Annotated in this window: 23 protein-coding genes; 9 read left to right on the top strand and 14 right to left on the bottom strand. The window is 65.9% G+C overall.

The window, feature by feature from the left end:
* Positions 1-64: 64 nt before the first annotated feature.
* Entirely contained in the window at positions 65-982 is a 918-nt protein-coding gene (locus tag ACFSCT_RS15110; RefSeq protein WP_379144068.1) for a LysR substrate-binding domain-containing protein, read from the bottom strand.
* A gap of 109 nt (positions 983-1,091) precedes the next feature.
* On the opposite strand from ACFSCT_RS15110, the gene ACFSCT_RS15105 reads away from it, so the two are divergent.
* From ACFSCT_RS15105 to ACFSCT_RS15065, 9 genes are all read left to right on the top strand, one after another.
* Positions 1,092-2,129, top strand: a complete 1,038-nt coding sequence (locus ACFSCT_RS15105) for an ABC transporter substrate-binding protein (protein ID WP_379144066.1) — start codon at positions 1,092-1,094, stop codon at positions 2,127-2,129.
* 82 nt (positions 2,130-2,211) lie between these two features.
* Complete coding sequence (locus ACFSCT_RS15100; protein WP_379144064.1) at positions 2,212-3,273, top strand: ABC transporter ATP-binding protein; 1,062 nt, start codon at positions 2,212-2,214, stop codon at positions 3,271-3,273.
* Positions 3,270-4,175 carry an ABC transporter permease gene (locus ACFSCT_RS15095; protein WP_379144062.1) on the top strand — a complete coding sequence of 302 codons (906 nt, stop codon included), beginning with the start codon at positions 3,270-3,272 and terminating at the stop codon, positions 4,173-4,175. The genes ACFSCT_RS15100 and ACFSCT_RS15095 overlap by 4 nt, the downstream gene beginning before the upstream one ends.
* Entirely contained in the window at positions 4,172-4,972 is an 801-nt protein-coding gene (locus ACFSCT_RS15090; protein ID WP_379144061.1) for an ABC transporter permease, read from the top strand. The genes ACFSCT_RS15095 and ACFSCT_RS15090 overlap by 4 nt, the downstream gene beginning before the upstream one ends.
* Positions 4,969-6,099, top strand: coding sequence for an NAD(P)/FAD-dependent oxidoreductase (locus ACFSCT_RS15085; RefSeq protein ID WP_379144059.1), 1,131 nt, complete (start codon positions 4,969-4,971; stop codon positions 6,097-6,099). The genes ACFSCT_RS15090 and ACFSCT_RS15085 overlap by 4 nt, the downstream gene beginning before the upstream one ends.
* Positions 6,083-6,376, top strand: a complete 294-nt coding sequence (locus ACFSCT_RS15080; protein WP_379144057.1) for a (2Fe-2S)-binding protein — start codon at positions 6,083-6,085, stop codon at positions 6,374-6,376. The genes ACFSCT_RS15085 and ACFSCT_RS15080 overlap by 17 nt, the downstream gene beginning before the upstream one ends.
* Positions 6,373-7,743 (top strand): FAD/NAD(P)-dependent oxidoreductase, encoded by a 1,371-nt coding sequence (locus tag ACFSCT_RS15075; protein WP_379144056.1) that lies wholly within the window; start codon positions 6,373-6,375, stop codon positions 7,741-7,743. Before ACFSCT_RS15080 ends, ACFSCT_RS15075 begins: the two co-directional genes overlap by 4 nt.
* Complete coding sequence (locus ACFSCT_RS15070; RefSeq protein ID WP_379144054.1) at positions 7,740-8,867, top strand: NAD(P)/FAD-dependent oxidoreductase; 1,128 nt, start codon at positions 7,740-7,742, stop codon at positions 8,865-8,867. Before ACFSCT_RS15075 ends, ACFSCT_RS15070 begins: the two co-directional genes overlap by 4 nt.
* Positions 8,868-8,896: 29 nt before the next feature.
* Positions 8,897-9,241: a RidA family protein gene (locus ACFSCT_RS15065; RefSeq protein WP_379144051.1), complete on the top strand. Its 345-nt coding sequence runs from the start codon at positions 8,897-8,899 to the stop codon at positions 9,239-9,241.
* Positions 9,242-9,328: 87 nt separating this feature from the next.
* Here the strand turns inward: ACFSCT_RS15065 and ACFSCT_RS15060 are convergent, their stop codons facing one another.
* The 13 genes from ACFSCT_RS15060 to ftsW form a co-directional block, all read right to left on the bottom strand.
* The gene (locus tag ACFSCT_RS15060) at positions 9,329-9,712 is read right to left on the bottom strand and encodes a carboxymuconolactone decarboxylase family protein (RefSeq protein ID WP_379144048.1); all 384 of its coding nucleotides are present in this window, start codon (positions 9,710-9,712) and stop codon (positions 9,329-9,331) included.
* Between the two features lie 124 nt (positions 9,713-9,836).
* Entirely contained in the window at positions 9,837-11,480 is a 1,644-nt protein-coding gene (gene recN, locus ACFSCT_RS15055; protein WP_379144047.1) for a DNA repair protein RecN, read from the bottom strand.
* A gap of 16 nt (positions 11,481-11,496) precedes the next feature.
* Positions 11,497-12,378 (bottom strand): outer membrane protein assembly factor BamD, encoded by an 882-nt coding sequence (locus tag ACFSCT_RS15050; protein ID WP_379144045.1) that lies wholly within the window; start codon positions 12,376-12,378, stop codon positions 11,497-11,499.
* A 142-nt stretch (positions 12,379-12,520) separates the two neighbouring features.
* Positions 12,521-13,480, bottom strand: coding sequence for a UDP-3-O-acyl-N-acetylglucosamine deacetylase (gene lpxC / locus ACFSCT_RS15045; RefSeq protein WP_379144043.1), 960 nt, complete (start codon positions 13,478-13,480; stop codon positions 12,521-12,523).
* 273 nt (positions 13,481-13,753) lie between these two features.
* Positions 13,754-15,397: a cell division protein FtsZ gene (gene ftsZ, locus ACFSCT_RS15040; RefSeq protein ID WP_379144041.1), complete on the bottom strand. Its 1,644-nt coding sequence runs from the start codon at positions 15,395-15,397 to the stop codon at positions 13,754-13,756.
* 203 nt (positions 15,398-15,600) lie between these two features.
* A complete protein-coding gene (ftsA, locus tag ACFSCT_RS15035) occupies positions 15,601-16,935 on the bottom strand; it encodes a cell division protein FtsA (protein ID WP_379144038.1) in 1,335 nt (444 codons plus the stop codon).
* Between the two features lie 39 nt (positions 16,936-16,974).
* Positions 16,975-18,009 carry a cell division protein FtsQ/DivIB gene (locus ACFSCT_RS15030; protein ID WP_379144036.1) on the bottom strand — a complete coding sequence of 345 codons (1,035 nt, stop codon included), beginning with the start codon at positions 18,007-18,009 and terminating at the stop codon, positions 16,975-16,977.
* A gap of 23 nt (positions 18,010-18,032) precedes the next feature.
* On the bottom strand, positions 18,033-18,965 hold the full coding sequence (locus ACFSCT_RS15025; RefSeq protein ID WP_379144034.1) for a D-alanine--D-alanine ligase: 933 nt from the start codon (positions 18,963-18,965) through the stop codon (positions 18,033-18,035).
* 129 nt (positions 18,966-19,094) lie between these two features.
* Complete coding sequence (murB, locus tag ACFSCT_RS15020) at positions 19,095-20,033, bottom strand: UDP-N-acetylmuramate dehydrogenase (RefSeq protein ID WP_379144032.1); 939 nt, start codon at positions 20,031-20,033, stop codon at positions 19,095-19,097.
* A gap of 112 nt (positions 20,034-20,145) precedes the next feature.
* Positions 20,146-20,433, bottom strand: coding sequence for a DUF2484 family protein (locus tag ACFSCT_RS15015; RefSeq protein ID WP_379144031.1), 288 nt, complete (start codon positions 20,431-20,433; stop codon positions 20,146-20,148).
* Between the two features lie 44 nt (positions 20,434-20,477).
* Positions 20,478-21,890, bottom strand: a complete 1,413-nt coding sequence (gene murC / locus ACFSCT_RS15010; RefSeq protein WP_379144029.1) for a UDP-N-acetylmuramate--L-alanine ligase — start codon at positions 21,888-21,890, stop codon at positions 20,478-20,480.
* Positions 21,887-23,005, bottom strand: a complete 1,119-nt coding sequence (locus tag ACFSCT_RS15005) for a UDP-N-acetylglucosamine--N-acetylmuramyl-(pentapeptide) pyrophosphoryl-undecaprenol N-acetylglucosamine transferase (protein WP_379144027.1) — start codon at positions 23,003-23,005, stop codon at positions 21,887-21,889. The genes murC and ACFSCT_RS15005 overlap by 4 nt, the downstream gene beginning before the upstream one ends.
* Positions 23,002-24,171: a putative lipid II flippase FtsW gene (gene ftsW / locus ACFSCT_RS15000; RefSeq protein ID WP_379144024.1), complete on the bottom strand. Its 1,170-nt coding sequence runs from the start codon at positions 24,169-24,171 to the stop codon at positions 23,002-23,004. The genes ACFSCT_RS15005 and ftsW overlap by 4 nt, the downstream gene beginning before the upstream one ends.
* Between the last annotated feature and the right edge of the window lie 157 nt (positions 24,172-24,328).

Below are 24,328 nucleotides of genomic sequence, written 5' to 3'. Positions count from 1 at the left end.
GCGGTGTGGACGACCGGCGTCACCCCGACGTCGCAGGGCCGTGGCGGTCGGCGCGGCGTGGATCTTAGCCGCCCGGCCCGGCCCAGATCTCGTTGCTGAAAAGCGTGTCCCGCAAATGCGCGATCAGCAATTCCGCCATCGCCGAGGGAGGCTCCCACGCCGAGGTGTAAAGCCACATGGTCTTGCGCGGTGCCGGTCTGATCGGCACGAAGGAAATGCCGCCTTCGGTCCAGCTCATCTGGGCCAGAACCGGGACGATGGCAAAGCCGAACCCCTCGCTGACCAGCACACAGGCGCTGTCGGCCATCTGCACCTCGGCCCGCGTTTCGACGCGTGCCCCGGCGCGGGACAGCGCCTCGACGATATCGCGGTGCGAAAAATCGTCCCGGCCAAGCGAGATCATCGATTCTCCGTTCAGTTCGGCCAAGTCGAGCGACGCCTGACCGGCCAGCCGATGCGACGCCGGAAGCGCGCATAGCATGCGCATGTCCGCGAACGGCCGGCACTGAATCCCATGCGCCTGCGAGGGTACCAGCGATATGCCGAAATCGGCCGCGCGCGCCGCCATGGATTGCGAGATATCGGGTGAGTTCTGGGTCAGGATGGTGATTCCCACCTCGGGGTGGCGCGACAGGAAGCTTGCCGTCATGCGCGGCAAAAGCCGCATGCCGAGCGCCGGAAAGGCAGCGACCGTGACCTCGCCCCGCTCATTTTCGCGAATGGCGCGGGCGGTATTGCCGATTCGCTCGACCCCGGTCATGAATTTTTCGGTTTCGGCGAACAGGCGGCGCGCCTCGGGCGTGGGCAACAGCCGTCCCTGGCCACGGTGGAACAGGGGAAAACCGCACGAGGATTCAAACTGCTGCACCAGCTTGCTGATCGCGGGCTGGCTGACGAAAAGCATTTCCGCCGCCTTGGTGACCGAACCGCCTTTCATCACCGCGTTGAAGGCCTCAATCTGACGAATATTCGATCTGACCATTATTTCCGTATAACCGAATGGAATGACCTTCCCAACTAAATTCAATTGTAGCTTCGGGCGAATCCCCAAATCCTGATCCGAATAGCAAACAGCCAAACAGGGAAATCACATGACACGTACCAGTTCTGCCCTTGCTACCACCGCCCTTTGCGCGATCGCGCTGGCCGGCCCCGCATTCGCCCAGGGCAAGACCCTGACCGTCGGCGGCTATGGCGGCTCGTTCGAGACGCTGATGAAAGAGTTGCTGATCCCGGAATTCGAAAAGACCCATGACGTGAAGATCGCCTTCGTTCCCGGCAATTCGACCGAGAACCTCGCCCGGCTTCAGGCCCAGAAAGGCGCGCAGGAACTGGATGTCGTGCTTCTGGACGACGGTCCCATGTACCAGACCGACGCGCTGGGGTTTTGCGCGCCGCTGAAAGATTCCCCGGTCAAGAAAGACGTCTATGACCTCGCCCGCATCGGAAAAAACGCCATCGGTATCGGATTCGTGGCCACCGGCTTTGCCTATAACAAGGATTGGTTCGCGCGCGAGGGGTGGGAGCCGCCGAAAAGCTGGAACGACCTGAAGGATCCGAAATACAGCCAGATCCTGTCGATCCCGTCGATCTCGAACACCTATGGCCTGCACACGCTGGTCATGATGGCGCGCGGCGCGGGTGGTGGCGAAAAGGACATCGACCCGGGCTTCAAGGTCATGACCGACGAGGTTGCGCCGAACGTGTTGGTGTTTGAACCCTCGGCCGGCAAGATGTCCGAATTGTTCCAGTCCGAGGAGATCGCCCTGTCGATCTGGGGCTCGGGACGCACGAAATCGCTGGCGGATACCGGGTTCCCGGCCGCCTTCGCCTATCCCGAGGACGGGGCGGTGGCGCTGCTCATGGCGGCCTGCCCGGTTGTCGACAGCGACGTGCCGGACGAGGCGCAGGACTTCATCGATTATCTGCTCGACCCCGAGGTTCAGGCGAAATTCGCCGCCGCCATGGGCGCCGGCCCGACCAATACCAAGGCGCAATTGCCGCCGGAACTGGCCGAATCGCTGCCCTATGGCGACAAGATCAAATCGCTGGTCACCGTCGACTGGGACACCATCAACCAGCAGCGCGACGAATGGACCCAACGCTGGGCGCGCGAGGTGGAACGGTAATCGCCTATCGCGACGATGCGGGGCCATACGACCCATGGCCCCGCGCAACCTCAATTCCAGACTCCAGACACGGAGACGGCAGATGGCCCATCTTGAGCTGATCGACCTGACCAAGCGTTTTGGTGTTGTGACGGCGGTCGATTCGCTGAGTTTCAGCGTCGATCGCGGCAGTTTCGTTTCCCTGCTCGGCCCGTCGGGCTGTGGCAAGACCACGACCTTGCAGATGATCGCAGGGTTCGAGGACGTCACCGCCGGCCGCATTCTTCTGAACGGTCGTGACCTTGCGGGCGTTCCCGCCCGGCAGCGCGGCCTTGGCATCGTGTTTCAGACCTATGCGCTGTTCATGCATATGACCGTCGCCGAGAACGTCGCCTTCGGGCTGGAGATGCGGAAGATCGACCGGGCCGAGCGCAAGCGCCGCGTGGCCGCCGCGCTGGATCTGGTGCATCTGTCGCATCTTGCCGACCGCTATCCCCGCGCCATGTCCGGCGGCCAGCGTCAGCGGGTCGCGCTGGCCCGCGCGCTGGTGATCGAGCCCGAGTTGCTGCTGCTGGACGAACCCCTGTCGAACCTCGACGCCAAGCTGCGCGAGGAAATGCAGCTTGAACTGCGCCGCATCCAGCAAGAGGCCGGCGTCACCACGCTGCTGGTCACGCATGATCAGGCCGAGGCCATGGCGTTAAGCGACAAGGTCGTCGTCATGAACAAGGGCCGGCTTCAGCAAGCCGCCGCGCCGTTTGATGCCTACGAAACCCCAAACAACTCTTTCGTCTCGAACTTTCTTGGCAAAAGTAACAGCTTGCGGGCTATTCTTGTCGAAAAGGATCAGAACGGCTCGGTGATCGAGATTGACGGGTTGCGGCTGCCCGGTCCGGTCACCGATGCCGCCCTTGGTCCGGTCGAGGTGAACCTGCGGCCCGAAAGGATCGAGATGGCGGATGCGGGTCGGGGCATCGTCAACGGCCAGGTCGAGGAACAGGTTTTTCTGGGCAACCAATGGCTTTTGCGGGTGAAAACGCCGCTGGGTTCGCTTGTCGTCCTGCGCCGCAACACCGGGGCCAGCGAAAGCCGCCCCGGTGACACGGTTCATTTAAACTGGGACCGCGATCATCTGCGGATCCTGCCGGTCGAGGTCGCGGCATGACCGGCACGACCACCGACGCGCCCGACGGCAAAAAGCCGCCCGCACCGCTGTCCGCCGCGACCCGCAACTGGCTTCTGTCGGCGCCCCTGCTGGTCCTGTTCGCGGTGATGCTGCTGGTGCCGCTGATCATGACCTTCATCCTCAGCTTCAACAGCTTCGATTTCTACAGCGGCATCAGCAACACCCTTGGCTTCGGTAACTATGTCGATGTGCTGACCGACAGCTATTTCTACGAGATCTTCGGCCGGACCTTCGGCATCGCCTTGGCGACGACGCTGATCTGCGCGGTCATCGGCGTGCCGCTTGCCTGGTTTCTGAACCGGATGACGCCGTTCTGGCGGTCGGTCACGGTTCTGGTGGTGCTTGGACCGCTGCTGATCTCGGTCGTCGTGCGCACGCTTGGCTGGGCGATCATCCTTGGCAACAAGGGGGTCCTGAACAGCTTTCTGATCGACCTCGGCCTGATCGAGCGTCCGTTCCGGCTGATGTATAGCTCGGGCGGGATCGTGCTGGCGCTGGTGCATGTGATGGCGCCCTATATGGTGCTTGCGGTCTGGGCGGCGCTGCAACGCGCCGATACCGCGGCCGAGGCGGCGGCCGAATCGCTGGGGGCCACGCCCTTCACGGTCTTTCGCCGGGTCGTCGTGCCGCAGGCGATGCCCGGGATACTGTCCGGTTCGCTGATCGTTTTCGCCCTGTCGGCATCGGCATTCGCGACCCCCGCGATCATCGGCGGCCGGCGCGTCAAGGTCGCTGCGACCGCCGTTCAGGATGAATTCATGAACACGCTCAACTGGCCGCTTGGGGCCGCCGTCGCGATGATCCTGCTGCTGGCGATCATGGTCATCATGCTGTGCTGGACCCGTGTGGTCGAGGCCCGTCTGGGAAAGGCCTACGCATGAAACGCAACGGCCCCTTCGCCAAGATTTTCTGCGTGATCTTCTCGATCTTCATGGTGGCCCCGATCGTCATCGTGATCGGCGTCTCCTTCACCCCGACCGGCTTTCTGGAGTTTCCGCCAAGCGGGATCTCATTGCGCTGGTTCGGCGCCATTCTGGACAACCCGGACTTTATCGCGGCGGCATGGATCAGCCTGAAGCTGGGACTGGTCGCGGCGACGCTGGCCACGGTTCTGGCGGTTCCGGCGGCGCTGGCCATCGGGCGCGGCAGGTTCCGGGGCCGCGACGCGCTGCAGGCGCTGTTCATGTCGCCGCTGATGGTGCCGACCGTGGTGCTGGGCATCGCCTTTCTGCGGTTCATGACGCTGGCCGGGATCAGCGGCACCTTCGGCGGTCTGGTCCTGTGCCATGTCATCATCATCACCCCGTTCATCCTGCGGCTGGTGCTGGCCTCGGTCGTCGGGCTGGACCTTTCGACCGAGCGGGCGGCGATCGCCATGGGCGCCTCCGACTGGACGGTGTTCCGCCGCATCACCCTGCCCACGATCCTGCCGGGCATCGTCGGCGGCTGGGTATTGGCCTTCATCACCAGCTTTGACGAGTTGACCGTGACGGTGTTCATCGCCAGCCCCTCGACCACGACCTTGCCGGTGCGGATGTTCAACCATATCGCCCAGACCACCGATCCGCTGGTCGCATCGGTGTCCACCGTGGCCATTGTGTTCACGGTGATTCTGATGCTGATCGTGGACCGCATATACGGCCTTGACAGGCTATTGATCGGAGAGGGCAGGACATGAACACCACCACCGAAAGCGCGGCCGACACGCTGGTCATAGGCGGCGGTCTGGTCGGTGCGGCGCTGGCCTACGGGCTTGCGCGCGAAGGTCAGCGCGTGACGGTTCTGGACGAAGGCGACGTGGCGCTGCGCGCCAGCCGGGGCAACTTCGGGCTGATCTGGGTTCAGGCCAAGGGCGACGGCATGCATGAATATGCCCGCTGGACCCGGCATTCATCCGACGTCTGGGCGGATTTCGCCGGGCTGCTGACCGAGGACAGCGGCATTTCGCCCGATTACGAAAGGCCGGGGGGCGTCCATTTCGTCTTGTCCGAGGCCGAGCTGGATGAAAAGCGCGACCAGATCGCCCGGATGCATAACGCCCATGGCGCCGCCGGCTATCAGGTAGAGATCCTTGACCGGAAGCAGCTTGACGACGTGTTTCCCGGCCTTGGCCCCGATGTCGTCGGCGCCAGCTGGTCGCCCTATGACGGCCATGCCGGCCCGCTGCGGCTCTTGCGCGGGCTGCATGCCGCCATCGCCGCCCGCGGCGGCCGCTATGTCGCCGACGCCAAGGCCGAGACTGTGGCGCGCGACGGTCAGGGTTTCGTCGCCCATACCGCCAAGGGCAGGTTTCGCGCCGGCCAGATCGTGCTGGCTGCCGGGCATGGCAACAAATGGCTGGGTCCGGCGCTGGGGCTCGAGGTGCCGATCCGTCCCGAAAAGGGCGAGATTCTGGTCACCGAACGCGCCCGGCCACTGCTGCGCATGCCCAGCCATGTGTTGCGCCAGACCGCCGAGGGCACCATCCTGATGGGCGACAGCCACGAGGATACGGGCTATTCCACCGACAGCGTGACCTCGGTCATCAGCGACATCGCCCGCAACGCGGTGCGCTGTTTTCCCGCACTTGCCAATCTGCGCATCGTGCGCAGCTGGGGCGCGGTGCGGGTGCTCAGCCTTGACGGTTTTCCGATCTATCAGGAATCCGAAACCCATCCCGGCGCCTTCGTCGTCAACTGCCACTCGGGCGTCACGCTGGCGGGGGCGCATGCGCTGACCCTTGCACCGATGATCGCGCGCGGACGGCTTGATCCGCAGGCCGAGGTTTTCACTACAAAGAGGTTCGCCAATGCCAAAACGCATTGATTCCACGGGCGCTGTTCTGTCCTTTACCTTCGAGGGCCGCCGGATCGAGGCGCGCGCGGGCGACAGCGTCGCCGCCGCGCTGGCCGCGGCGGGGATCGTTGATCTGCGCGACAGCGTCGTGTCGGGTCAGCCGCGCGGGATCTATTGCATGATGGGTGCCTGCTTTGACTGTCTGGTCGAAATCGACGGCCGTCCGAATGTGCAGGCCTGCATGACCCCGGTGCGCGACGGCCTTGTGGTCCAGCGCCAGCGCGGCGCCACCGAGGTGCTGCTATGACGCGCCGGGCAGATGTCGTCGTCATCGGCGCGGGTCCCGCCGGGCTTGCCGCCGCGACCGAGGCCGCGCGCGCCGGGCTGTCGGTCGTGCTTCTGGACGAACAACCCGCGCCGGGCGGCCAGATCTATCGGGGTATCGAGACCGCCCCGGCAAGCCGCGTCGAAATCCTGGGGCCGGATTATGCCGAAGGCGGCAAGCTGGTGCGGGAATTCCGCGCCTCGGGTGCGGAATATCTGCCCGGCGCGCTGGTCTGGAACATCGGCACCGACCGGGTGATTGATTATTCGCAGAACGGCGCCTCGCAGCAGATCAGGGCCGGGGCGATCATCTCCGCCACCGGCGCGCTTGAGCGGCCGATGCCGATCCCCGGATGGACCCTGCCCGGGGTGACCACGGTCGGCGCCTTGCAGATCCTGCTGAAAAGCGCGGGCGTGGTGCATGAGGATGCTGTTCTGGTCGGTGCGGGCCCGCTGTTGTGGCTGCTGGCCGCGCAGATGGTCGATGCCGGCTGCCCGCCGCGCGCCATCGTCGAAAACCTGCCGCGCGGGCGGATGACCGCCGCCGCCCCGCATCTGCTGCGCGCGTGGCGGGCGCGCCATTACCTGACCAAGGGCCTGTCGCTGATCCGCAAGGTCAAGCGCGCCGGTGTGCCGCTGCATCGTGGCGCAACCGATCTGGCGGTCGAGGGTGAGGGCGCGGCGCGGGCGCTGAGCTTCACCGCCGGGGACAGACCGCAGCGCATCGAAAGCGGCAATATCGCGCTGCATCAGGGTGTGGTCCCGAACCAGCAGATCACCCGGCTGATGCGGGCCGATCACGTCTGGGACAAGAACCAGCAGTGTTTCCGGCCGGTAACGGATGACAACGGACAGACCTCGGTCGCGGGGCTTTATGTCGCGGGCGATGGCGCCGGCATTGGCGGGGCGAAGGCCGCCGCGATACAGGGCCGGCTGGCGGCGCTGGCCATCGCCGGGGGCAGCAGCGCAAGGATCGCGCAACTGCGTTCGGACCTTGCCGGCGATACCGCGATCCGCCCGTTTCTTGAAACCTTTTACGCCCCTGCCCCGCAGATCCTGCGCCCCGCCGACGCCACCATCGTCTGCCGGTGCGAAGAGGTCACCGCCGGCACGATCCGCGACACCGTCCGTCTGGGCGCGCCGGGGCCGAACCAGATCAAGTCGATGCTGCGCACCGGCATGGGGCCATGTCAGGGCCGGGTCTGCGGGCTTGCGGTGACCGGGATCATCGCCGCCGAAAAGGGCGAGGATCCGCAATTGACCGATTATTACCGGATCCGGCCGCCACTGAAACCGATCCCGCTGATCGAACTGGCCCGGTTCGCGCCCGAGGAGACTACGGCCAAATGACCCCGGCGCCTGCATCCGGGCGATCCGCCGATCTGCTGGTGATCGGTGGCGGCATCCATGGCTGTTCGGCCGCTCTGCACGCCGCCTTGCGCGGCATGTCGGTGATCGTGCTGGAAAAGGACAGCGTGGGTCGCCATGCCTCGGGGGTGAATGCGGGCGGCGTCCGCCGGCTTGGCCGCCATCCGGCCGAAATCCCGCTGTCCCAGCATTCGATGCGGATCTGGTACGGGATCGAGGATCTGCTGGACGACGATTGCGGCTTTCAGATCGCGCCGCAGATCACCGTGGCCGAGACCGAGGCGGACATCGCCCGGCTTGCCGCCCGCGTCGCCATGCTGCACGAGATGGGCTATGACCACGAGGTGATGCTGGATGCGGCGCGATTGCGCGAACTTCTGCCGGCGGTCGCCGAACACGCGCTTGGCGGCGTTGCCGTGCTACGGGACGGTTTCGCGCAACCCTACCGCACCACCTTCGCCTTTCAGCGCAAAGCCGAACAACATGGCGCGCGCTTTTACGAAGGTTGCCCGGCGACCGGCGTCAGCCGTCGGGACGACTGGATCGTGACCACGCCACAGGGCGATTTCCGTGCCCCGAAGCTGCTGAACGCGGCGGGCGCATGGGGTGGCGTGCTGGCCGGCATGCTGGGCGAATATGCCCCGGTCGAGGCGATCGCGCCGATGATGATCGTCACCAACCGCCTGCCGCATTTCTGCGATGCCGTGGTCGGTGCGGCCGGGCGTCCGCTGTCCTTCAAGCAGATGCCGAACGGCACGGTCGTCATCGGCGGTGGCCGCCGCGGCCGCGCCGATGCGGCGCAGAACATGTCCGAGATCCTGTTCCCCGAACTGCGGCTGAGCGCAACGACCGCGGCCGAGCTTTTCCCGATCATGCGCGGCGCGCAGATCATCCGCAGCTGGTCCGGGGTCGAGGCGCGGATGCCCGACGACATTCCGGTCATCGGCGCCTCGGCCCGGCACGAGGGGCTGTATCACGCCTTCGGCTTTTCGGCCCACGGCTTTCAGCTTGGCCCCGGCGTCGGCGAGATCATGGCCGGGCTTATCGCAACCGGCGGCAGCAATGCACCGCTCGCGCCATTCTCCATCGCGCGCTTCGCGCCGTAATCCCCGATCATTCACAGAAGGAGTTCATGATGATCAAACGCTATGTCCCGACCCGCATCAACCACCGCGTGGTCGAAGCCGGTGGCATCCTGCATTTCGGCGGGCTGATCGCGGACGATCTGTCATTGGACATGAAGGGTCAGACCGCGCAGATCTGTGGCAAGATCGACAAGCTCTTGGCCGAGGTCGGTTCATCCAAGGAAAACCTTGTCACGGCAATGCTTTACATCACAGATTTCGACCAGAAGGAAGGCATGAACGAGGCGTGGCTGGAATGGCTTCCGGCCGAGCAGCTTCCGACCCGCGCCACCATCGGCGTGGCCGAACTGGGCAAGGATGTCCTGATCGAGATCGTGGTTTCCGCCGCGCGCTAGGCGCGGCAGCACCGGACAGCCTCCCGCTGTAACTGCCCATGTTCCGCAGAACCGGAACATGGGCTTTTTCGGTCCGGGCCTTATGGCTTACGCCGCCCCGTCGATCTCGGCGAACACCTCGCGAGCGATGCGGAAACTGTCGATCGCGGCGGGCACCCCGCAATAGATCGCGACTTGCAGGAAAATCTCGCAGATTTCCGCGCGGGTGACGCCGTTGTTCAGCGCGCCTTTGACATGGATCTTGATTTCATGCGGGCGGTTCAGGGCTGAAAGCATGGCGAGGTTCAGAAAACTGCGGCTGCGGCGGTCCAGCCCGTCGCGCCCCCAGACCTCGCCCCAGCAATATTGGGTCACAAGCTCCTGCATGGGCCGGGTGAATTCATCGGCATTCTGGACCGCTTTTTCGACATACTCCCTGCCCAACACGGCCGAGCGGATTTCCAGACCTTTTTCATATAATTCGCGGTTCATGGACCAACCTTTCCTGGGTGACGCGGTGTCTGCGACGGTTTCGGTTCGGCGCGATCGATCGGAACGATAACCGACCTGTCTGCGGCCCGTCCGGCATGATCTGCCCGGCACCGCCCTATTCACGCTAGGTCCGCAGCAATGCCTTGGCGGCGGCGCGGGCTTCGGGGGTGATTTCCTCGCCGGCCAGCATCCGCGCGATCTCGTCCACGCGCGCACCGGCATCCAGAACCTCGACCCGGCTTGTGGTGACCCGGTCCCGCACCTGCTTGGCGACGCGAAAATGATGGCTGGCCAGCGCCGCCACCTGCGGGCTGTGGGTGACGACCAGAACCTGCGCCTGTTCCGCCAGCCGCGCGAGCCGCCGACCAACCGCATCGGCCGTCGCCCCGCCGACGCCCCGGTCGATTTCATCGAAGATCAGCACCAGCGCGTCATTGCCCCGCGACAGGCAGACCTTCAACGCCAGCAGAAACCGCGACAGCTCTCCGCCCGAGGCGATTCGGTCCAACGGGCCGGCCGGAGCGCCGGGGTTGGTCGCAACCGTGAAGGCGACCTGATCGACGCCGTCGGGGCCGGGCTCGGCCGGTGACAGCAGGGTTTGAAAAACCGCCCGCTCCATCTTCAGCGGCGCAAGCTCGGCCGCCATGGCCTTGTCCAGCCGCGCCGCGGCCGCGCCTCGGGCGGCGCTCGTTTCCGCGGCAAGCCGGTCATAATCGGCCTGCGCGGCGGTCAGCGCGTCGGTCAGTCTGGCCAGCGTGTCGCCGCCCGCGTCGATGGCGCCGAGCTTCGCGCGCAGATCATCCGCAAGGCCGGGCAGATCATCGGCCAGCACGTCATGTTTGCGCGCCAATGCCCGCAGCGCAAACAGCCGCTCTTCGGTCGCCTCAAGCTCATGCGGGTCGAAGTCCATGGCCGACAGCGCGTCCTCGATCCCGCCGGTCGCCTCAGCAAGCTCGATCAGCGCCCGCGATAGCGCGGCGATCGGGGCGTCAAGCGCACCCTCGGCGCGGTCGGCGGCGCCTTCCAGCCAGCGGGTAGCGTCCACCATCGCGCCCTCGGCGCCTTCGCCGCCCAGTATCTGCAGGGCGCGGGCCACATCCTCGCGGATCCGTTCGGCGCCCTGCATGGTGCGGCGCTTGATGTCCAGCGCGGCCTCTTCGCCCGGCGCGGGGGCAAGCTTGTCCAGTTCGGCCACGGCGTGACGCAGATAATCCTCATCCGCGCGGGCTTTTTCCAGCACCGCCCGGGCCTCGGCCAAAGCCGTCGCCGCCTGCCGGCGGGCGTGCCACGCCGCGCGCAAGGGTGCGGCATCGCGCACCATGAAGGCATCCAGCAGCGCCCGATGGCCACGCGGGTTCAAAAGACCACGGTCGTCATGCTGGCCGTGCAATTCGACCAGTGATTCGGACAAGGCGCGCAAAACCTCGCCCGAGGCGCGGCGGTCGTTGATCCATGCGGTCTTGCGGCCGTCGGCCCCGTTCACCCGCCGCAGGATCAGTTCATCCTCGGCCGGCAGCCCGGCATCAGCCAGAACCTCGCGGGCGGGATGGCCGTGCGGCAGGTCGAACACGGCGGTGACCTCGCCCTGGCTGGCGCCCTGGCGGACCAGATCGGCACGGCCCCGCCAGCCCAGCACAAAGCCCAGACAGTCCAGAAGGATCGACTTGCCGGCGCCGGTTTCACCCGTCAGCACGTTCAGACCCGGCGCGAAGTCCAGATCCAGACGGTCAATCAACAGCACATCGCGTATTTCAAGATGCCGAAGCATCACGCGCCCCTTCGGGTCAGAGCCACCGGCCCTGAATGACCTGCCGGTAGACGTTGGTCAGCCAGCTGTTCCCGGCCGGCGTCAGCGTCAGCCCGCGCCCGGTCAACTGTTTGTAGGCATCGTCATAGAAGGGCGACGAACGGAAGTTATGGCCAAGAATCGCACCCGCGGTCTGCGCCTCGTCGGTCAGACCCAGCGCAAGATAGGCCTCGACCAGACGCATCAGCGCCTCGGGCGTCTGGGTGGTCGTCTGATAATCCTCGACCACGACACGGAAGCGGTTGATGGCGGCGGTGAAATGGCCGCGCTTGAGGTAATAGCGCCCGATCTCCATTTCCTTGGCGGCGAGGTGGTCGAACGCCAGATCGAATTTCAGGATCGACGAGCGGGCATATTCGCTGTCGGGATATTCCTCGATCACGGCGCGCAGGGCCTGCAACGCCTGGAAGGTCAGACCCTGATCGCGGCCAACCTCGTCGATCTGGTCGTAATAGGACAGCGCCAGCAGATATTTGGCATAAGCCGCGTCCTCATCCCCCGGATAGGTGTCGATGAACCGCTGCGCCGCCCCCCGCGCCTCTTCGTATTTGCGGGCCTTGTGATAGCCATAGGCCTCCATGATCAGCGCGCGCTTGGCCCATTCGGAATAAGGATAAAGCCGTTCAACCTCGCTGAAGTAACGGACCGCATCTTCGGGCTTGCGGCTGTTTTCAAGCTCGTATTCGCCGCGCTTGTAGATTTCTTCGGCGGTGAAGTTCTCAAGCGATTTGGTTTTATCGGTGGTACCGCCGCCGCCCAACATCCCGCAAGCCGAAAGCGTCACAATACCGGCCAGTGCCAGCGCCCCCCTGATCCGAAACGGTCCGGTCAAGGAACCCGCCGATCTGATGCCCTTCATACTGAACCTGCCTGCAAGACCCTAATTCCCGGCGTCCCGTGCCAATGGCACGGGGCGCAACCCGGTTGTCCTAGCACAGAAAAATCGGGCGCGCAAAACGCCTTTGCAAGGAAAGTGATCCGCATGGGGCGGGCGCCCGGGTTCAGGCGGTGATTGCCACGGGGGCGTCGTCCGCCTGAGCCTTGCCCGAACGCGCATCGAGGCGATGCAACTCGATCCCCGCACCGGGAAGCTGCCCCTCGATCGAGGGCGTGCAGCGCACCCATTCCCATGCGTCTTTCTGGGCGAAAAGCGCGCGCAGCAGCTTATTGGTCATCGCATGACCGGCGCGATTACCGGTATAACGGGCCAGAAGCGGCGCACCGGCCAGCGCCAGATCGCCCATGGCGTCCAGCATCTTGTGGCGCACGGGTTCGTCCTGATGGCGCAGGCCGCCCGGCGAAAGCACGCGGTCGCCGTCGAACACGACGGCGTTGAAATAGGTGCCGCCAAGCGCCAGCCCGTTTTCCTGCATCGCGGTCACATCCGACTGGCGGCAGAAGGTGCGGCTGTCCATCAGCTCGCGCACGAAGGCGCCGTTGGCCATGTCCAGCCGCTTTTCCTGATGCCCGATGGCTTGATCGGCGAAGTCGATCACGAAGTCGATTTCCAGATGATCGGCGGGCGAAAGCCGCGCGAAACCGGCGCCGTCGCGCACTTCGACCGGCTTCACGACCCGGATCGCCATACGCGGCGCGGGTTGCTTGCGCAGCCCGGTCGCCAGAATGGCGCGGACGAAGGGGGCGGCAGAGCCGTCAAGGATCGGAACCTCGGGGCCGTCGATGTCGATCAGCGCATTGTGAATGCCGCAGCCCGCAAGAGCCGCCATAACATGTTCGACGGTCGAGACGGTGGCGCCCTGTCCGTTGTCCAGCATGGTGCAAAGCGGGGTCGGCAGCACATTGTCCCAGCGCGCGGGAATCACATTGTTCCCGGTCAGGTCGGTGCGGCGGAAGGTGATACCGTGGTCAGCCTCGGCCGGCCGCACCGTCAAGCGCGCCGGTTTGCCGGAATGAAGCCCGACACCGGTAAAAACCACTGCTTGTCCAATCGTTGCCTGCATGGCCGTGACCTCTGAAACTTTCTGAATTCCTGCCTTGGAACGGGGTTCCGCTGGCAGTCCGAAGACATTGGCGCTTCGGCTCCATTCCAGCTAAGCACAGGTCGGCAAAGTCACAATTAACGAATTGTAACCGCCTGAAACATTCGGGCCCCAAGCGGGGTGAGCACGGCCGCGCGTCCAAGGATTTGCCCACAACACATTGCCATACAAACAAAAACGGGCCGCAACACGCGGCCCGCTTTCATTTTGCCTGTGACGCAGACGTGATCGTCGTCAGTTCGCCTGACGGCGCAGGAAAGCCGGAATTTCGACCTTGTCCTGGGAATCGCCGGCGCGGTCGTCCAGATCGTCATAGTTTGTTTCGGCCGGGCGGTGGCGCGAGGTCAGCCCCGCATCCGCCATGCGGCTGCTGACCCGTTCGGCGATCGAGGCGCCGCCGGCGGGCTTGTCCGCTCCCTCGCCATGGCCGGTCATACGCTCCAGAATCTTGCTCAGCCCGGCCATGCGACCGCGGTTGGCCGATTCGGCGGTTTCCCGGGCGCTGGCCTGTTGGGCGGGGGCTTGCGCGCGGCTGGTGGCGGGCGCTGCTTGGGGGTCGCGGTGCAGGATACGATCCAGCCGGGCCTGAACCTCGGACGGCGACTTGCGCTGCACCGGCGGCTGCGGGGCGATAAACGTCTCGGTGTCGACCGGCTGATCGACCACCGCACGCTCAACCGCACGACGTTCGGGCGCATAGGCCGGCGGCGGCAGATCGGCGTCATCCGCCTGCGCCCGACCCCGGACATGCCCGTCGACCGAGGCATCGGTATTGCGGGCGCTTTCGCGGCGCGGGGGGACCGGATCCTCGGCTTCGGCGGCGGCCTGACGGGCGCCCTGCGTTCCGGTCGGGTTCTGGGTCAGCGGCTCGGTCATGCCGCGGCGCTGGACCGGAGCCTCCGATTCGTCGCGGCTGGCGTCGATGCCGGTCGCCACGACCGACACCCGCATCGAGCCTTCCAGATCGGGGTCGAGGGTCGAGCCGACGATGATATTGGCGTCCGCATCCACCTGTTCGCGGATGACGTTGGCGGCCTCGTCCAGTTCGAACAGGGTCAGGTCATAGCCGCCGGTGATGTTGATCAGCACGCCCTTGGCGCCCTTGAGGCTGATTTCGTCCAGCAGCGGGTTGGCGATGGCGCGTTCGGCGGCTTCCTTGGCGCGATCCTCGCCCGAGGCCTCGCCGGTGCCCATCATCGCCTTGCCCATCTCGTCCATCACCGCGCGCACGTCGGCGAAGTCGAGGTTGATCAGACCCGGGCGCACCATCAGATCGGTCACCCCCTTGACGCCCTGATACAGCACGTCGTCGGCCATGGCGAAGGCCTCGGTGAAGGTGGTGCGGTCGTTGGCCAGGCGGAACAGGTTCTGGTTGGGGATGATGATCAGCGTATCGACGACCTTCTGGAGGGCCTCGACGCCCTCCTCGGCCTGACGCATCCGCTTGCTGCCCTCGAACTGGAAGGGCTTGGTCACCACGCCGACGGTCAGGATGCCCATCTCGCGCGCGGCCTGCGCGATGATCGGGGCCGCGCCGGTGCCGGTGCCGCCGCCCATGCCGGCGGTGATAAAGCACATATGCGCGCCCATCAGATGATCGACGATATCCTCGATCGATTCCTCGGCGGCCGATGCGCCGACGGCGGGGCGCGCACCGGCGCCCAGACCCTCGGTCACCTTGACCCCCATCTGCACCCGGTTGTTGGCCCGCGACTGCTGCAATGCCTGCGCGTCGGTATTCGCGACAACGAATTCGACGCCATCAAGCTGCTTGGCAATCATGTTGTTGACCGCGTTACCACCAGCCCCACCGACGCCAAAGACGGTGATCCGCGGCTTCAGTTCGTCGTCGTCGTTCATCATCAGATTGAGTGACATGGTTTCCGCCTGTTGTTTTTCGTTACCGGCGCCATCAATGGCCCGGCCGTTCCCCCGGTTTTCAGAATCCAAACCTAGCGCGATTGCCGGGGCCAGTCATCCGAAAAACGGTATTCATCCACAAAATATCGCGTCCGCCCGGTCGGGCTTCGGCGGTATCTTGCCAAGACGTCACGATCTGGTGTTGGCCGCCGGGTGGCGGTTCACCAGTTGTTTCTGAACCAGCGATACGCCCGCCGCAGACTGCGCGCCGGATACCGCTCGGCCGGCATCTCGAAGTCCCACCATTCGTCCTGCGGATGCGCCGACAAAAGCGCCAGTCCGACGGCCGAGGCGAAGTTCGGGCCGGTCAGTTGATGGGCAAGTCCCTGAATGCGCAAAGGCCGCCCGATCCGGACCGAGGGGCCCAGCATCCGTGCCGCCAGCCCGTCCAGACCGGGAATCTGGCTGCCGCCGCCGGTCAGCACGATCTGCTGGCTGGGCATGTGATCAAATCCCGCCGCATCCAGAATGCCGCGCACTTCCTCAAGAATTTCCTCGACGCGCGGACGCATGATCCCGATCAGGTCGGCGCGGCTGACGGTGCGACGGTCGGTTTCCCAATCGCCGGTGTCGCCACCGATCTCGATCATGTCTCGGTCGTCACGCCCGGTCGCCTCGATCCCGCCGGAAAGCGTTTTCAGCCGCTCGGCCGTGGCATGGGGCACACGCAGGCCCTTGGCGATGTCCTGAGTGATCAACTCGCCGCCGATGCGGACCGAATCGGCAAAGATCATGTGTTTCTTGATGAATACCGAAACCCCGGTGGTGCCGCCGCCCAGATCGATACAGGCGGCGCCCAGTTCCTGTTCGTCCTCGACCAGGCTCGACATCCCGCTTGCATAGGCGGACGAGGCGATACCGGCGAGTTCAAGGTCGCAGCGCCGGATACAGTGGATCAGGTTGTCGACCGCATCGCCGTCGACGGTCAGAACGTGCATGTCGACCGCCAGCCGGTTGCCGGCGTGGTCGCGGGGATCCGACAGGCCGCTGCGCGCATCGACGGCAAAGTTGACCGGCTGGGCGTGCAGCACCTCGCGCCCGCGGCCGAAATCGGGGGCATCACAGGCGGCCAGCACCCGGGCGACGTCCTGCCCGGTGACCTTGCCGGCCGGCAGGTTGATCTCGCCCGCAAGGCCATAGCTGGCGGGATGGGCGCCGGACAGGCAGGCGATGACGTGATCGACACGCATGCCGGCCAGCTTCTGCGCGGCCTGAACGGCGGTGCGAATGGCGCGCTCGGTCTCGGCCATGGTGTCGATCTCACCGAACCGCACCCCGCGCGAGCGGGTGGTCGCCGCGCCGATCACCCGGAACGCCGACTGCCCCGCCAGAGGACCCACGCCATCCGATTCGAAACTGTCGGCGGGGCCGTCGAACTGAAGCACCAGACAGGCGATTTTCGACGTGCCGATGTCAAGAACGCCAATCACGCCCCGCTGCATCGCCGCCCGGCGCATTGCCCGCATCGCCCGTTGTGCCTGATAAAGATCCTTCATCGCCTGCCCTCTGCCCTTTTCGCCCCGTCTTTCGCGGGGTCAGTTTGTGCCTGTTTTCGCGCTTTTCGGCGCGCTGGCCTGTTTCTGTTTCGTGCCGGCCGCGCCGCCCTTGCCCTTGGGTTTGGCGGCCGGATCCTGTTCCAGAACCTCGCCGTCCGGTCCCAGCAACGGCTGACCCCGGACCTGACGGATGCTGTTTTGCGCGTCGATCCCCATGCGCACGGTCGGCCGGGTCTTGTCGCGCAGGTCGACCACCACGATATCACGGCCAAGCATGTCCAGACGGCTGTTCAGCTCCAACGCATATTCGACCGCGCGCTGGGGATGTTCGGCCGGCAGCAATATCCGCTGCCCTTTATCCAGCACCATGTCCCAGCGACGCTCTCCCACCCGCACCAGCCCGCGCAGCCGCGGCAGGATCGGACCGGCGGCGGCGATCAGCGCCAGCGCCTCGGGCGCATATTTATCCGCCCCCTCGCCCGCGATCACCGGCAGGTCCTTGCGGACGTCGCGATCGGTGACGCTGGCCACGCGATGGCCGGTCTTGTCCAGAATCTCGATGCCGCGCGCGTGCCGCCACAGAATCGCCGGCACACGCTCGGTCACCACGACCGAAAGCACGCCGCCCGGCTTGACGCGCAGGTCGATCGCCTCGACCGCGTCCAGCTTCAGCGCCCGCTCGCGCAGCGCGGCAAGGTCGATGTCAAAGGACGAGGCCGGCAGTTTCACCGGCAGCATCGCCCGCAAGCCCGCGTCCACCACCGGACTTGCCCCTTCGATCTTCATGATCTTGACCATGAATTCGTCGCGCTGCTGGATGTCTTCGATGATGCTGGTGAACCCGGCCGAAAGACTGGCCCGCCGATTTTCGTCGGACAGCCAGATCCCGGCGATCATCGCGATGGCGAATGCGGGCAGACCCACGCGGGTCAGCTTGCGGAACAGCGGCGTCAGCCAAAGCCGGTTCAGCCGATAGGCCAGCCGCGAGGGCGCGGGGTCGCGCTTGGGCTTTGTGCGCGCAGGCGGCTCGGCCCGGGGATAGGCCGGGCGCACCGGGGCCGGCACGTGATGCATGGGTTGGCCCTGACGCGGAGGCATCACGCTTTGCACAGCGCATCCTCCACCAGCCAGCGGCACAGCGCCGGAAAGTCGATACCGACCGAGGCCGCCTGTTCCGGCGCCAGCGAGGTCGGCGTCATGCCGGGTTGCGTATTGGTTTCCAGAATCACCAGCCCTGCAAGGCCGCGGCTGTCATCCCAACGGAAATCGCTGCGGCTCAGCCCGCGGCACCCCAGCGCGTGATGGGCGCGCAATGCGTAATCCATGCAGGCAGCGGCGATTTCGAGCGGTATTTGCGCCGGCACCTCGTGGCGCGAGCCGCCGACGCTGTATTTCGCGTTATAGTCATACCAGCCGTCGGTCATGATCTCGGTCACGGCCAGCGGCCGGTCGCCCATCACCGCCACGGTCAGTTCCCGACCCGGCGCATAGGTTTCGACCATGACCTGCGCGGGCATGTCGGCGGACAGGTTCGGCGGCCCGTTCGAGCCCTCATGCACGATATAGACCCCGACCGAGGACCCCTCGTCATTCGGCTTGACCACATAGGGCGGCGGCATGACATGACGGCTGCGCACCTCGGCGCGGGGGGCGATGACGCTTTCCACGACCGGCAGCCCGGCGGCACGGAAGATATGCTTGGCGCGGCTTTTATCCATCGACAGGGCCGAGGCCATGACGCCCGAATGGGTATAGGGCAGCCCCAGCCATTCCAGCAGCCCCTGCACGGTGCCATCTTCGCCAAAGCGGCCATGCAGGGCATTGAAAACCACATCCGGGGCCAGCGCGGTCAGCCGCGCGGCCAGATCGCCGGGGATTCCCCCGGCCTCAACCTCATGAACCTCATAACCCGCCACCCGCAGCGCATTCGCGCATTCACGGCCCGACGACAGTGACACCTCGCGCTCGGCCGAGGGGCCACCCATCAGAACCGCAACGGTGTGGGCTGTCCTGCTCGACCTGCCCGCCACTATTTGCCTTTCGTGCCCGGTTGATCCGGGTCATGCAGGACAGTGTAGCGCCAATGCCCGAATCGCAAAAGGGGGAAACGCAGCTTGCACGATGTTAAGGCGCGGTTTTTCGCCCGTCTTTGACAACGCTCAGGCGGGGTTGCGCGGGTCGCCGATACGGATGACTTCCCATTGCAGATCATGGCCCGAATGGGCAAGGACCCGGGCGCGCACCAGTTCCCCCAATCCCTCGAGATCGGCGGCCGAGGCGTTTTCGGCATTGATCAGAAAATTCGGATGCTTTTCCGACATCTGCGCCCCGCCCAGCCGGGCACCGCGCAGCCCCGCGTCGTCGATGACCTTCCAGGCTTTCAGCTCGTTGCCGTCATCGGCGCGCCCGGTGCTGGAATAGCCGGCGGGATTGCGGAAGGTCGAGCCGGCGGTGCGGTCCCGGGTCGGCTGGCTGGCGTCGCGGCGGGCAAGCTGCTGCTCCATCACCTCGGCAAGCGCGGCCGGATCGCCGGCGGCGGCGCGGAACACCGCCGAGACGATGACCGCGCCTTCGGGCAGGACGCTGGCGCGATAGGTCAGCCGCAGATCCCCGGCCGGAATGGTGACGATCCGGCCGTCCCGCAGCACCGCCCGCACCTCGACCAGCGTATCGGCGACATAGGCGCCATAGCAGCCGGCGTTCATCCGCACCGCCCCGCCGATGGCACCGGGAATGGTGCGCAGAAAGGTCAGGTCCAGCCCCGCCTCGGCCGCCTTGCGCGCGACATGCGCATCAAGCGCCGCCGCGCCCGCCGTGACCAGACCGGCGTCGGGCGCGCAGTCGATGCCGTTGAAGCCGCGCCCCAGCCGGATCACCACGCCGCGGATACCGCCGTCGCGGACGATCAGGTTTGAACCGACACCGATCGGAAACACCGGAACGCCGGGATCGAGGTCGCGCAGAAAGCCGGCCAGATCGTCCTCATCCGCGGGCTGGAACAACCAGTCTGCGGGCCCGCCGACGCGCAGCCATGTCAGGCCGTCAAGCGGCCGGTCGGCGGTCAGCGTGCCGCGCGGAGTGGGAAGCGGGGTGGTCATCTTGGCCTCGGTCAGGTCTTTGGCGCAGGGATATAGCGGCGGGGGATCGCTTCGTCCATGCCGGCGCAGGCGCGCGGCGGCGGGTGGCCCGCGCCAAGCCCCGGCAGTTTTTCTATTCCGTCGCCGACAGGGGGGTGTCGCGCCGGTGACTGCGGCGCAGCGGCATCAGGTTCAGCATCGCCGCCCCGAGCCCCATCGCCAGAAGGCCCGCCAGCGGGCCGCCGATCCAGGTCACCAGCCCCAGAACCGGGATTCCCATGACGATCAGCGCAAGGCATCCGCGCCGGCGCGAATCGGTCTGCAAGCGCCCGATCAACAGGGCGGCAAGGACCCACAGCAAGACCAGCGCCAAACTCAACCAGCCCACGCCATGCATTGCCACCATGGGCGCCGCGTTCATCTGCGCGCCTGCGACGAATGATGCGGAATCCGGTATGGCGTGGTTCACGCGGCTGCCCCCTGCAATCGCTCGGGCAGGTTGTTCGCCCAGGCGCTGATGGTGCCGGCACCAAGGCAGACCACCATGTCACCGGGGCGGGCCTGTTCGCGGACCAGACGCGCCAGATCGGCCTCGTCGATCACCGCGCGGGCATGGCGATGGCCATGGGCGATCAGACCGGCGACCAGATCGTCGCGGCTGGCGCCCGGAATCGGATCCTCGCCGGCCGAATAGACCTCGGCGATGGCGACCACGTCGGCCTCGTTGAAGCAGGTGCAGAAATCCTCGAACAGGTTCGACAGGCGCGAATAGCGGTGCGGCTGGTGAACCGCGATGACGCGCCCCTGCGTCGACTGCCGCGCGGCTTTCAGCACCGCCGCGATTTCCACCGGATGATGGCCGTAATCGTCGATGATCGTCACGCCGCCGATCTCGGCCACGCGGGTGAAGCGGCGGTTCACGCCCGCGAACCCGGCCAGCGCCTCGCGGATCTCGGATTTCTTCATGCCCAGATGGCGCGCCACGGCGACGGCGGACAGCGCGTTCGAGACGTTGTGATCGCCCGGCATGGGCAGGGTGCAGCCCTCGATCACCTCGCCCTCGCCTTCGCCCTGAAGCGCGATGTCGAAATGCGCGACCCCCGCATCAAACCGCAGGTTCAGCGCCCGCACATCGGCCTGGGCGTTGAAGCCGAAGGTGACGACGCGGCGATCGGTGATGCGTCCGACCAGCGCCTGAACCTCGGGATGGTCGGTGCAGCACACCGCAAGCCCATAGAACGGGATGTTCGAGACGAAATCCGTAAAGCCCTTGCGCAACGCGTCGAAGCTGCCCCAATGCTCCATATGCTCGGGGTCGATATTGGTCACGATCGCGATTGTCGCGGGCAGGCGGTTGAAGCTGCCGTCGCTTTCGTCCGCCTCGACCACCATCCATTCGCCCGCGCCGGCGCGCGCGTTCGAGCCATAGGCGTGAATCACCCCGCCGTTGATGACGGTCGGATCAAAGCCGCCCTTGTCCAGAAGCGTGGCGACCATGGTGGTGGTGGTGGTCTTGCCGTGGGTGCCGGCGATGGCGATGTTCGATTTCAGCCGCATCAGCTCGGCCAGCATCTCGGCCCGGCGAACCACGGGCAGACCACGGCGGCGCGCCTCTTCCAGTTCGGGGTTGCCCTTCTTGATCGCGGTCGAGATCACCACCACGCCCGCATCGCCGATGTTGGCGGCGCTGTGGCCTTCAAAGATCGCCGCCCCCATCTTGGCCAGCCGGTCGGTGATTTTCGAGGTTTTCGCGTCCGAACCCTGCACCTGATAACCCAGCGTCATCAGCACCTCGGCAATGCCGGACATGCCGATGCCGCCGATGCCGATAAAATGGATCGGCCCCAATTCTCCGGGAAGTTTGGTCGCAGCGTTCATTTCTGGTCTTTCCGTGACAGTTCGGTAACAAGCGTGGCCAGCCGTTCGGCCGCATCGGGGCGGCCAAGCTCGGCCGCGGCGGTCGCCATCGCCGCCGCGCGGGCGGGATTGGACAAAATCGCCCGCACATCGCTTTCCAACCCGTCGGGAGTCAACCCCGCTTCGGGCACGACGATGGCTGCGCCGGCGGCGGCCAGCGGCCGGGCATTGGCGGTCTGGTGATCGCCGGCGGCGGCGGCATAGGGGATCAGGATGGCCGGGCGGCCGATGGCGGTCAGATCGGCGATCGACGACGCGCCGGCGCGCGCGATCACCAGATGGGCATTCGCTATCCGGTCCGGAACGTCGTCGAAGAAGGAACGCACCTCGGCCGGAATCGCGGCATCGGCATAGGCATCGCGGACGCGGGCTTCGTCCTCGGGGCGGGCCTGATGGGAGACACGCAGGCGGCGGCGCAGAATCTCGGGCAGGCTGGCAAGGGCCGCCGGCACGACATCCGACAGCACCCGCGCGCCCTGGCTGCCGCCGATGACCAGCAGTTCAAGCTCGCCCTCGCCCGGGGCGACATAGGGTTCGCGGGCGCGCGCCAGTATCGCGGCGCGGACGGGATTGCCGGTATGGATGCCCTCAAGCCCCGCCGGCAGATCGGTGGGCCATGTTCCGCAGGCGATACGGTTCACGCGACGGGCGAACAGCCGGTTCACGCGCCCCATCACGCCGTTTTGTTCGTGGATCATGCGCGGAATGCCCAGCATCACCGCCGCCGAAAGCGCTGGAATCGTGGGATACCCGCCGAAACCGACCACGACCGCGGGCGGATCAGAGCGCAAGGCGCCGACCGCGCGGCCGATCCCCATGCCGATACGCGCCGGAACGCCCAGCTTGGCCAGCTTGCCGGCGCGCGCGAATGTGGCCGAGGGCACGACCTCGCGCACGACCTCGGCCGGGAAGGCCCCGGCATAGCGGGCGCCACGATCATCGGTGGACAGTTTGACCCGCCAGCCCTGTGCCAGAAGCACCTCGGACAGGGCTTGCGCGGGGAACATATGCCCCCCGGTCCCCCCCGCCGCGATCAGACAAAGCGGCCGGGAGTCGCTCGGACCCGCGGCTTTCACCGGCCCGCCCGTCCCAGGATGTCGGCGATCTCGCCCTGCGGGCGGGCACGGGTCAGCGCCAGAAGCATCCCCATGGCGATCCCTGAGGCGATGACCGAGGATCCGCCATAGCTGACGAAGGGCAGCGTCATGCCCTTGGCCGGCAGCAGCCGCACCGCCACGCCCATGTTGATCAGCGCCTGCACCCCGAAGGCACAGGCAAGCCCGACCCCGGCGATGCGGGCAAAGGGATCACGCTCACGAAGAAGCCGCAAAAGCGACCGGGCGACGATGATGGCGTAAAGGATGATGATCAGCAGCACCACGATCAGGCCGAATTCCTCGGCCGCGACGGCGATGATGAAATCCGTATGCGCGTCGGGCAGCGACCATTTCACCGTGCCGTTGCCGACGCCCACCCCGAAGATCCCGCCTTCCTGAATGGCGTTGGTGGCATAGCCGATCTGAGTGCGGGGGTCGATCTCGGCCGTCAGAAAGCCGTCGATGCGGCGCGCGAAATGCTCGGACGCGCCATAGGCAAAGATACCGCCGCCGACGACCATGCCCATGACCACCACCAGCAGCATGATCGGCGCGCCGGCGATGAAATACATCACGCACCACGAGAATACGACCAGCGAGGCCTGTCCGAAATCCGGCTGCATCGCCAGCATCAAAACCACGATCATCGCCACGACGAAGGAATAGCTTTTGCCGGGCGGCCCCCCGACCTCTTGCGATGAGGCCATGAACCATGCGCAAAGCGCGACAAACCCGGGCTTCAGGAACTCGGATGGCTGGATCGAGGCAAAGCCGAACGACAGCCAGCGCACCGCACCCTTGCCGAAATCGGTGCCGATGAACGGCAGCGCGGCCAAGGCCACGAATGACACGATGAAACCAAGCACGCCAATCCGGCGCACCTGTCTTGGCGACATCAGCGAGATGACGAACATGACAAACAGCGCGATGGCGCCGAATGTCGCCTGCCGGGTCACGTAATAGTACGGCGGCAGACCGTTCTTTTCGGCAAGCGGCACCGAGGCCGCCAGCCCAAGAAGAAGACCGATGGCGAACAGCCCCAGCACGCAGGCCAAAGACCAGCGATCAACTGTGCGCCACCAACGCGGAAGAATAGGATCACCAGCCCTGTTATTGGGGCGGGTGCCAAAGACCATCTCAGTCATCGGATACCGCTGTCACTGCCTCTGCCCTGCCCGGTTTTCCGGGTCTAAGGGATAGAATAGCGCGTATTGCGACGCGATGCTACTGCCGATTACGGGTCAGATGCGCAGCGTCGCAGGCGCGCGCCACATGGCGGAATACGGCACGACCCGGTTTCGG

The organism is Paracoccus pacificus, assembly GCF_042680785.1.
Taxonomy (GTDB): domain Bacteria; phylum Pseudomonadota; class Alphaproteobacteria; order Rhodobacterales; family Rhodobacteraceae; genus Paracoccus; species Paracoccus pacificus.
Note: the sequence above shows the minus strand (reverse complement) of the source record. Positions and strands in the feature narration are given on the sequence as shown.

Bases quoted from the DNA above. Each gene is read 5' to 3' on its own strand.
- ACFSCT_RS15110 (WP_379144068.1), bottom strand. From the start codon at position 982: ATGGTCAGATCGAATATTCGTCAGATTGAGGCCTTCAACGCGGTGATG.
- ACFSCT_RS15105 (WP_379144066.1), top strand. From the start codon at position 1,092: ATGACACGTACCAGTTCTGCCCTTGCTACCACCGCCCTTTGCGCGATC.
- ACFSCT_RS15100 (WP_379144064.1), top strand. From the start codon at position 2,212: ATGGCCCATCTTGAGCTGATCGACCTGACCAAGCGTTTTGGTGTTGTG.
- ACFSCT_RS15095 (WP_379144062.1), top strand. From the start codon at position 3,270: ATGACCGGCACGACCACCGACGCGCCCGACGGCAAAAAGCCGCCCGCA.
- ACFSCT_RS15090 (WP_379144061.1), top strand. From the start codon at position 4,172: ATGAAACGCAACGGCCCCTTCGCCAAGATTTTCTGCGTGATCTTCTCG.
- ACFSCT_RS15085 (WP_379144059.1), top strand. From the start codon at position 4,969: ATGAACACCACCACCGAAAGCGCGGCCGACACGCTGGTCATAGGCGGC.
- ACFSCT_RS15080 (WP_379144057.1), top strand. From the start codon at position 6,083: ATGCCAAAACGCATTGATTCCACGGGCGCTGTTCTGTCCTTTACCTTC.
- ACFSCT_RS15075 (WP_379144056.1), top strand. From the start codon at position 6,373: ATGACGCGCCGGGCAGATGTCGTCGTCATCGGCGCGGGTCCCGCCGGG.
- ACFSCT_RS15070 (WP_379144054.1), top strand. From the start codon at position 7,740: ATGACCCCGGCGCCTGCATCCGGGCGATCCGCCGATCTGCTGGTGATC.
- ACFSCT_RS15065 (WP_379144051.1), top strand. From the start codon at position 8,897: ATGATCAAACGCTATGTCCCGACCCGCATCAACCACCGCGTGGTCGAA.
- ACFSCT_RS15060 (WP_379144048.1), bottom strand. From the start codon at position 9,712: ATGAACCGCGAATTATATGAAAAAGGTCTGGAAATCCGCTCGGCCGTG.
- recN (WP_379144047.1), bottom strand. From the start codon at position 11,480: ATGCTTCGGCATCTTGAAATACGCGATGTGCTGTTGATTGACCGTCTG.
- ACFSCT_RS15050 (WP_379144045.1), bottom strand. From the start codon at position 12,378: ATGAAGGGCATCAGATCGGCGGGTTCCTTGACCGGACCGTTTCGGATC.
- lpxC (WP_379144043.1), bottom strand. From the start codon at position 13,480: ATGCAGGCAACGATTGGACAAGCAGTGGTTTTTACCGGTGTCGGGCTT.
- ftsZ (WP_379144041.1), bottom strand. From the start codon at position 15,397: ATGTCACTCAATCTGATGATGAACGACGACGACGAACTGAAGCCGCGG.
- ftsA (WP_379144038.1), bottom strand. From the start codon at position 16,935: ATGAAGGATCTTTATCAGGCACAACGGGCGATGCGGGCAATGCGCCGG.
- ACFSCT_RS15030 (WP_379144036.1), bottom strand. From the start codon at position 18,009: ATGCATCACGTGCCGGCCCCGGTGCGCCCGGCCTATCCCCGGGCCGAG.
- murB (WP_379144032.1), bottom strand. From the start codon at position 20,033: ATGACCACCCCGCTTCCCACTCCGCGCGGCACGCTGACCGCCGACCGG.
- ACFSCT_RS15015 (WP_379144031.1), bottom strand. From the start codon at position 20,433: ATGAACGCGGCGCCCATGGTGGCAATGCATGGCGTGGGCTGGTTGAGT.
- murC (WP_379144029.1), bottom strand. From the start codon at position 21,890: ATGAACGCTGCGACCAAACTTCCCGGAGAATTGGGGCCGATCCATTTT.
- ftsW (WP_379144024.1), bottom strand. From the start codon at position 24,171: ATGACTGAGATGGTCTTTGGCACCCGCCCCAATAACAGGGCTGGTGAT.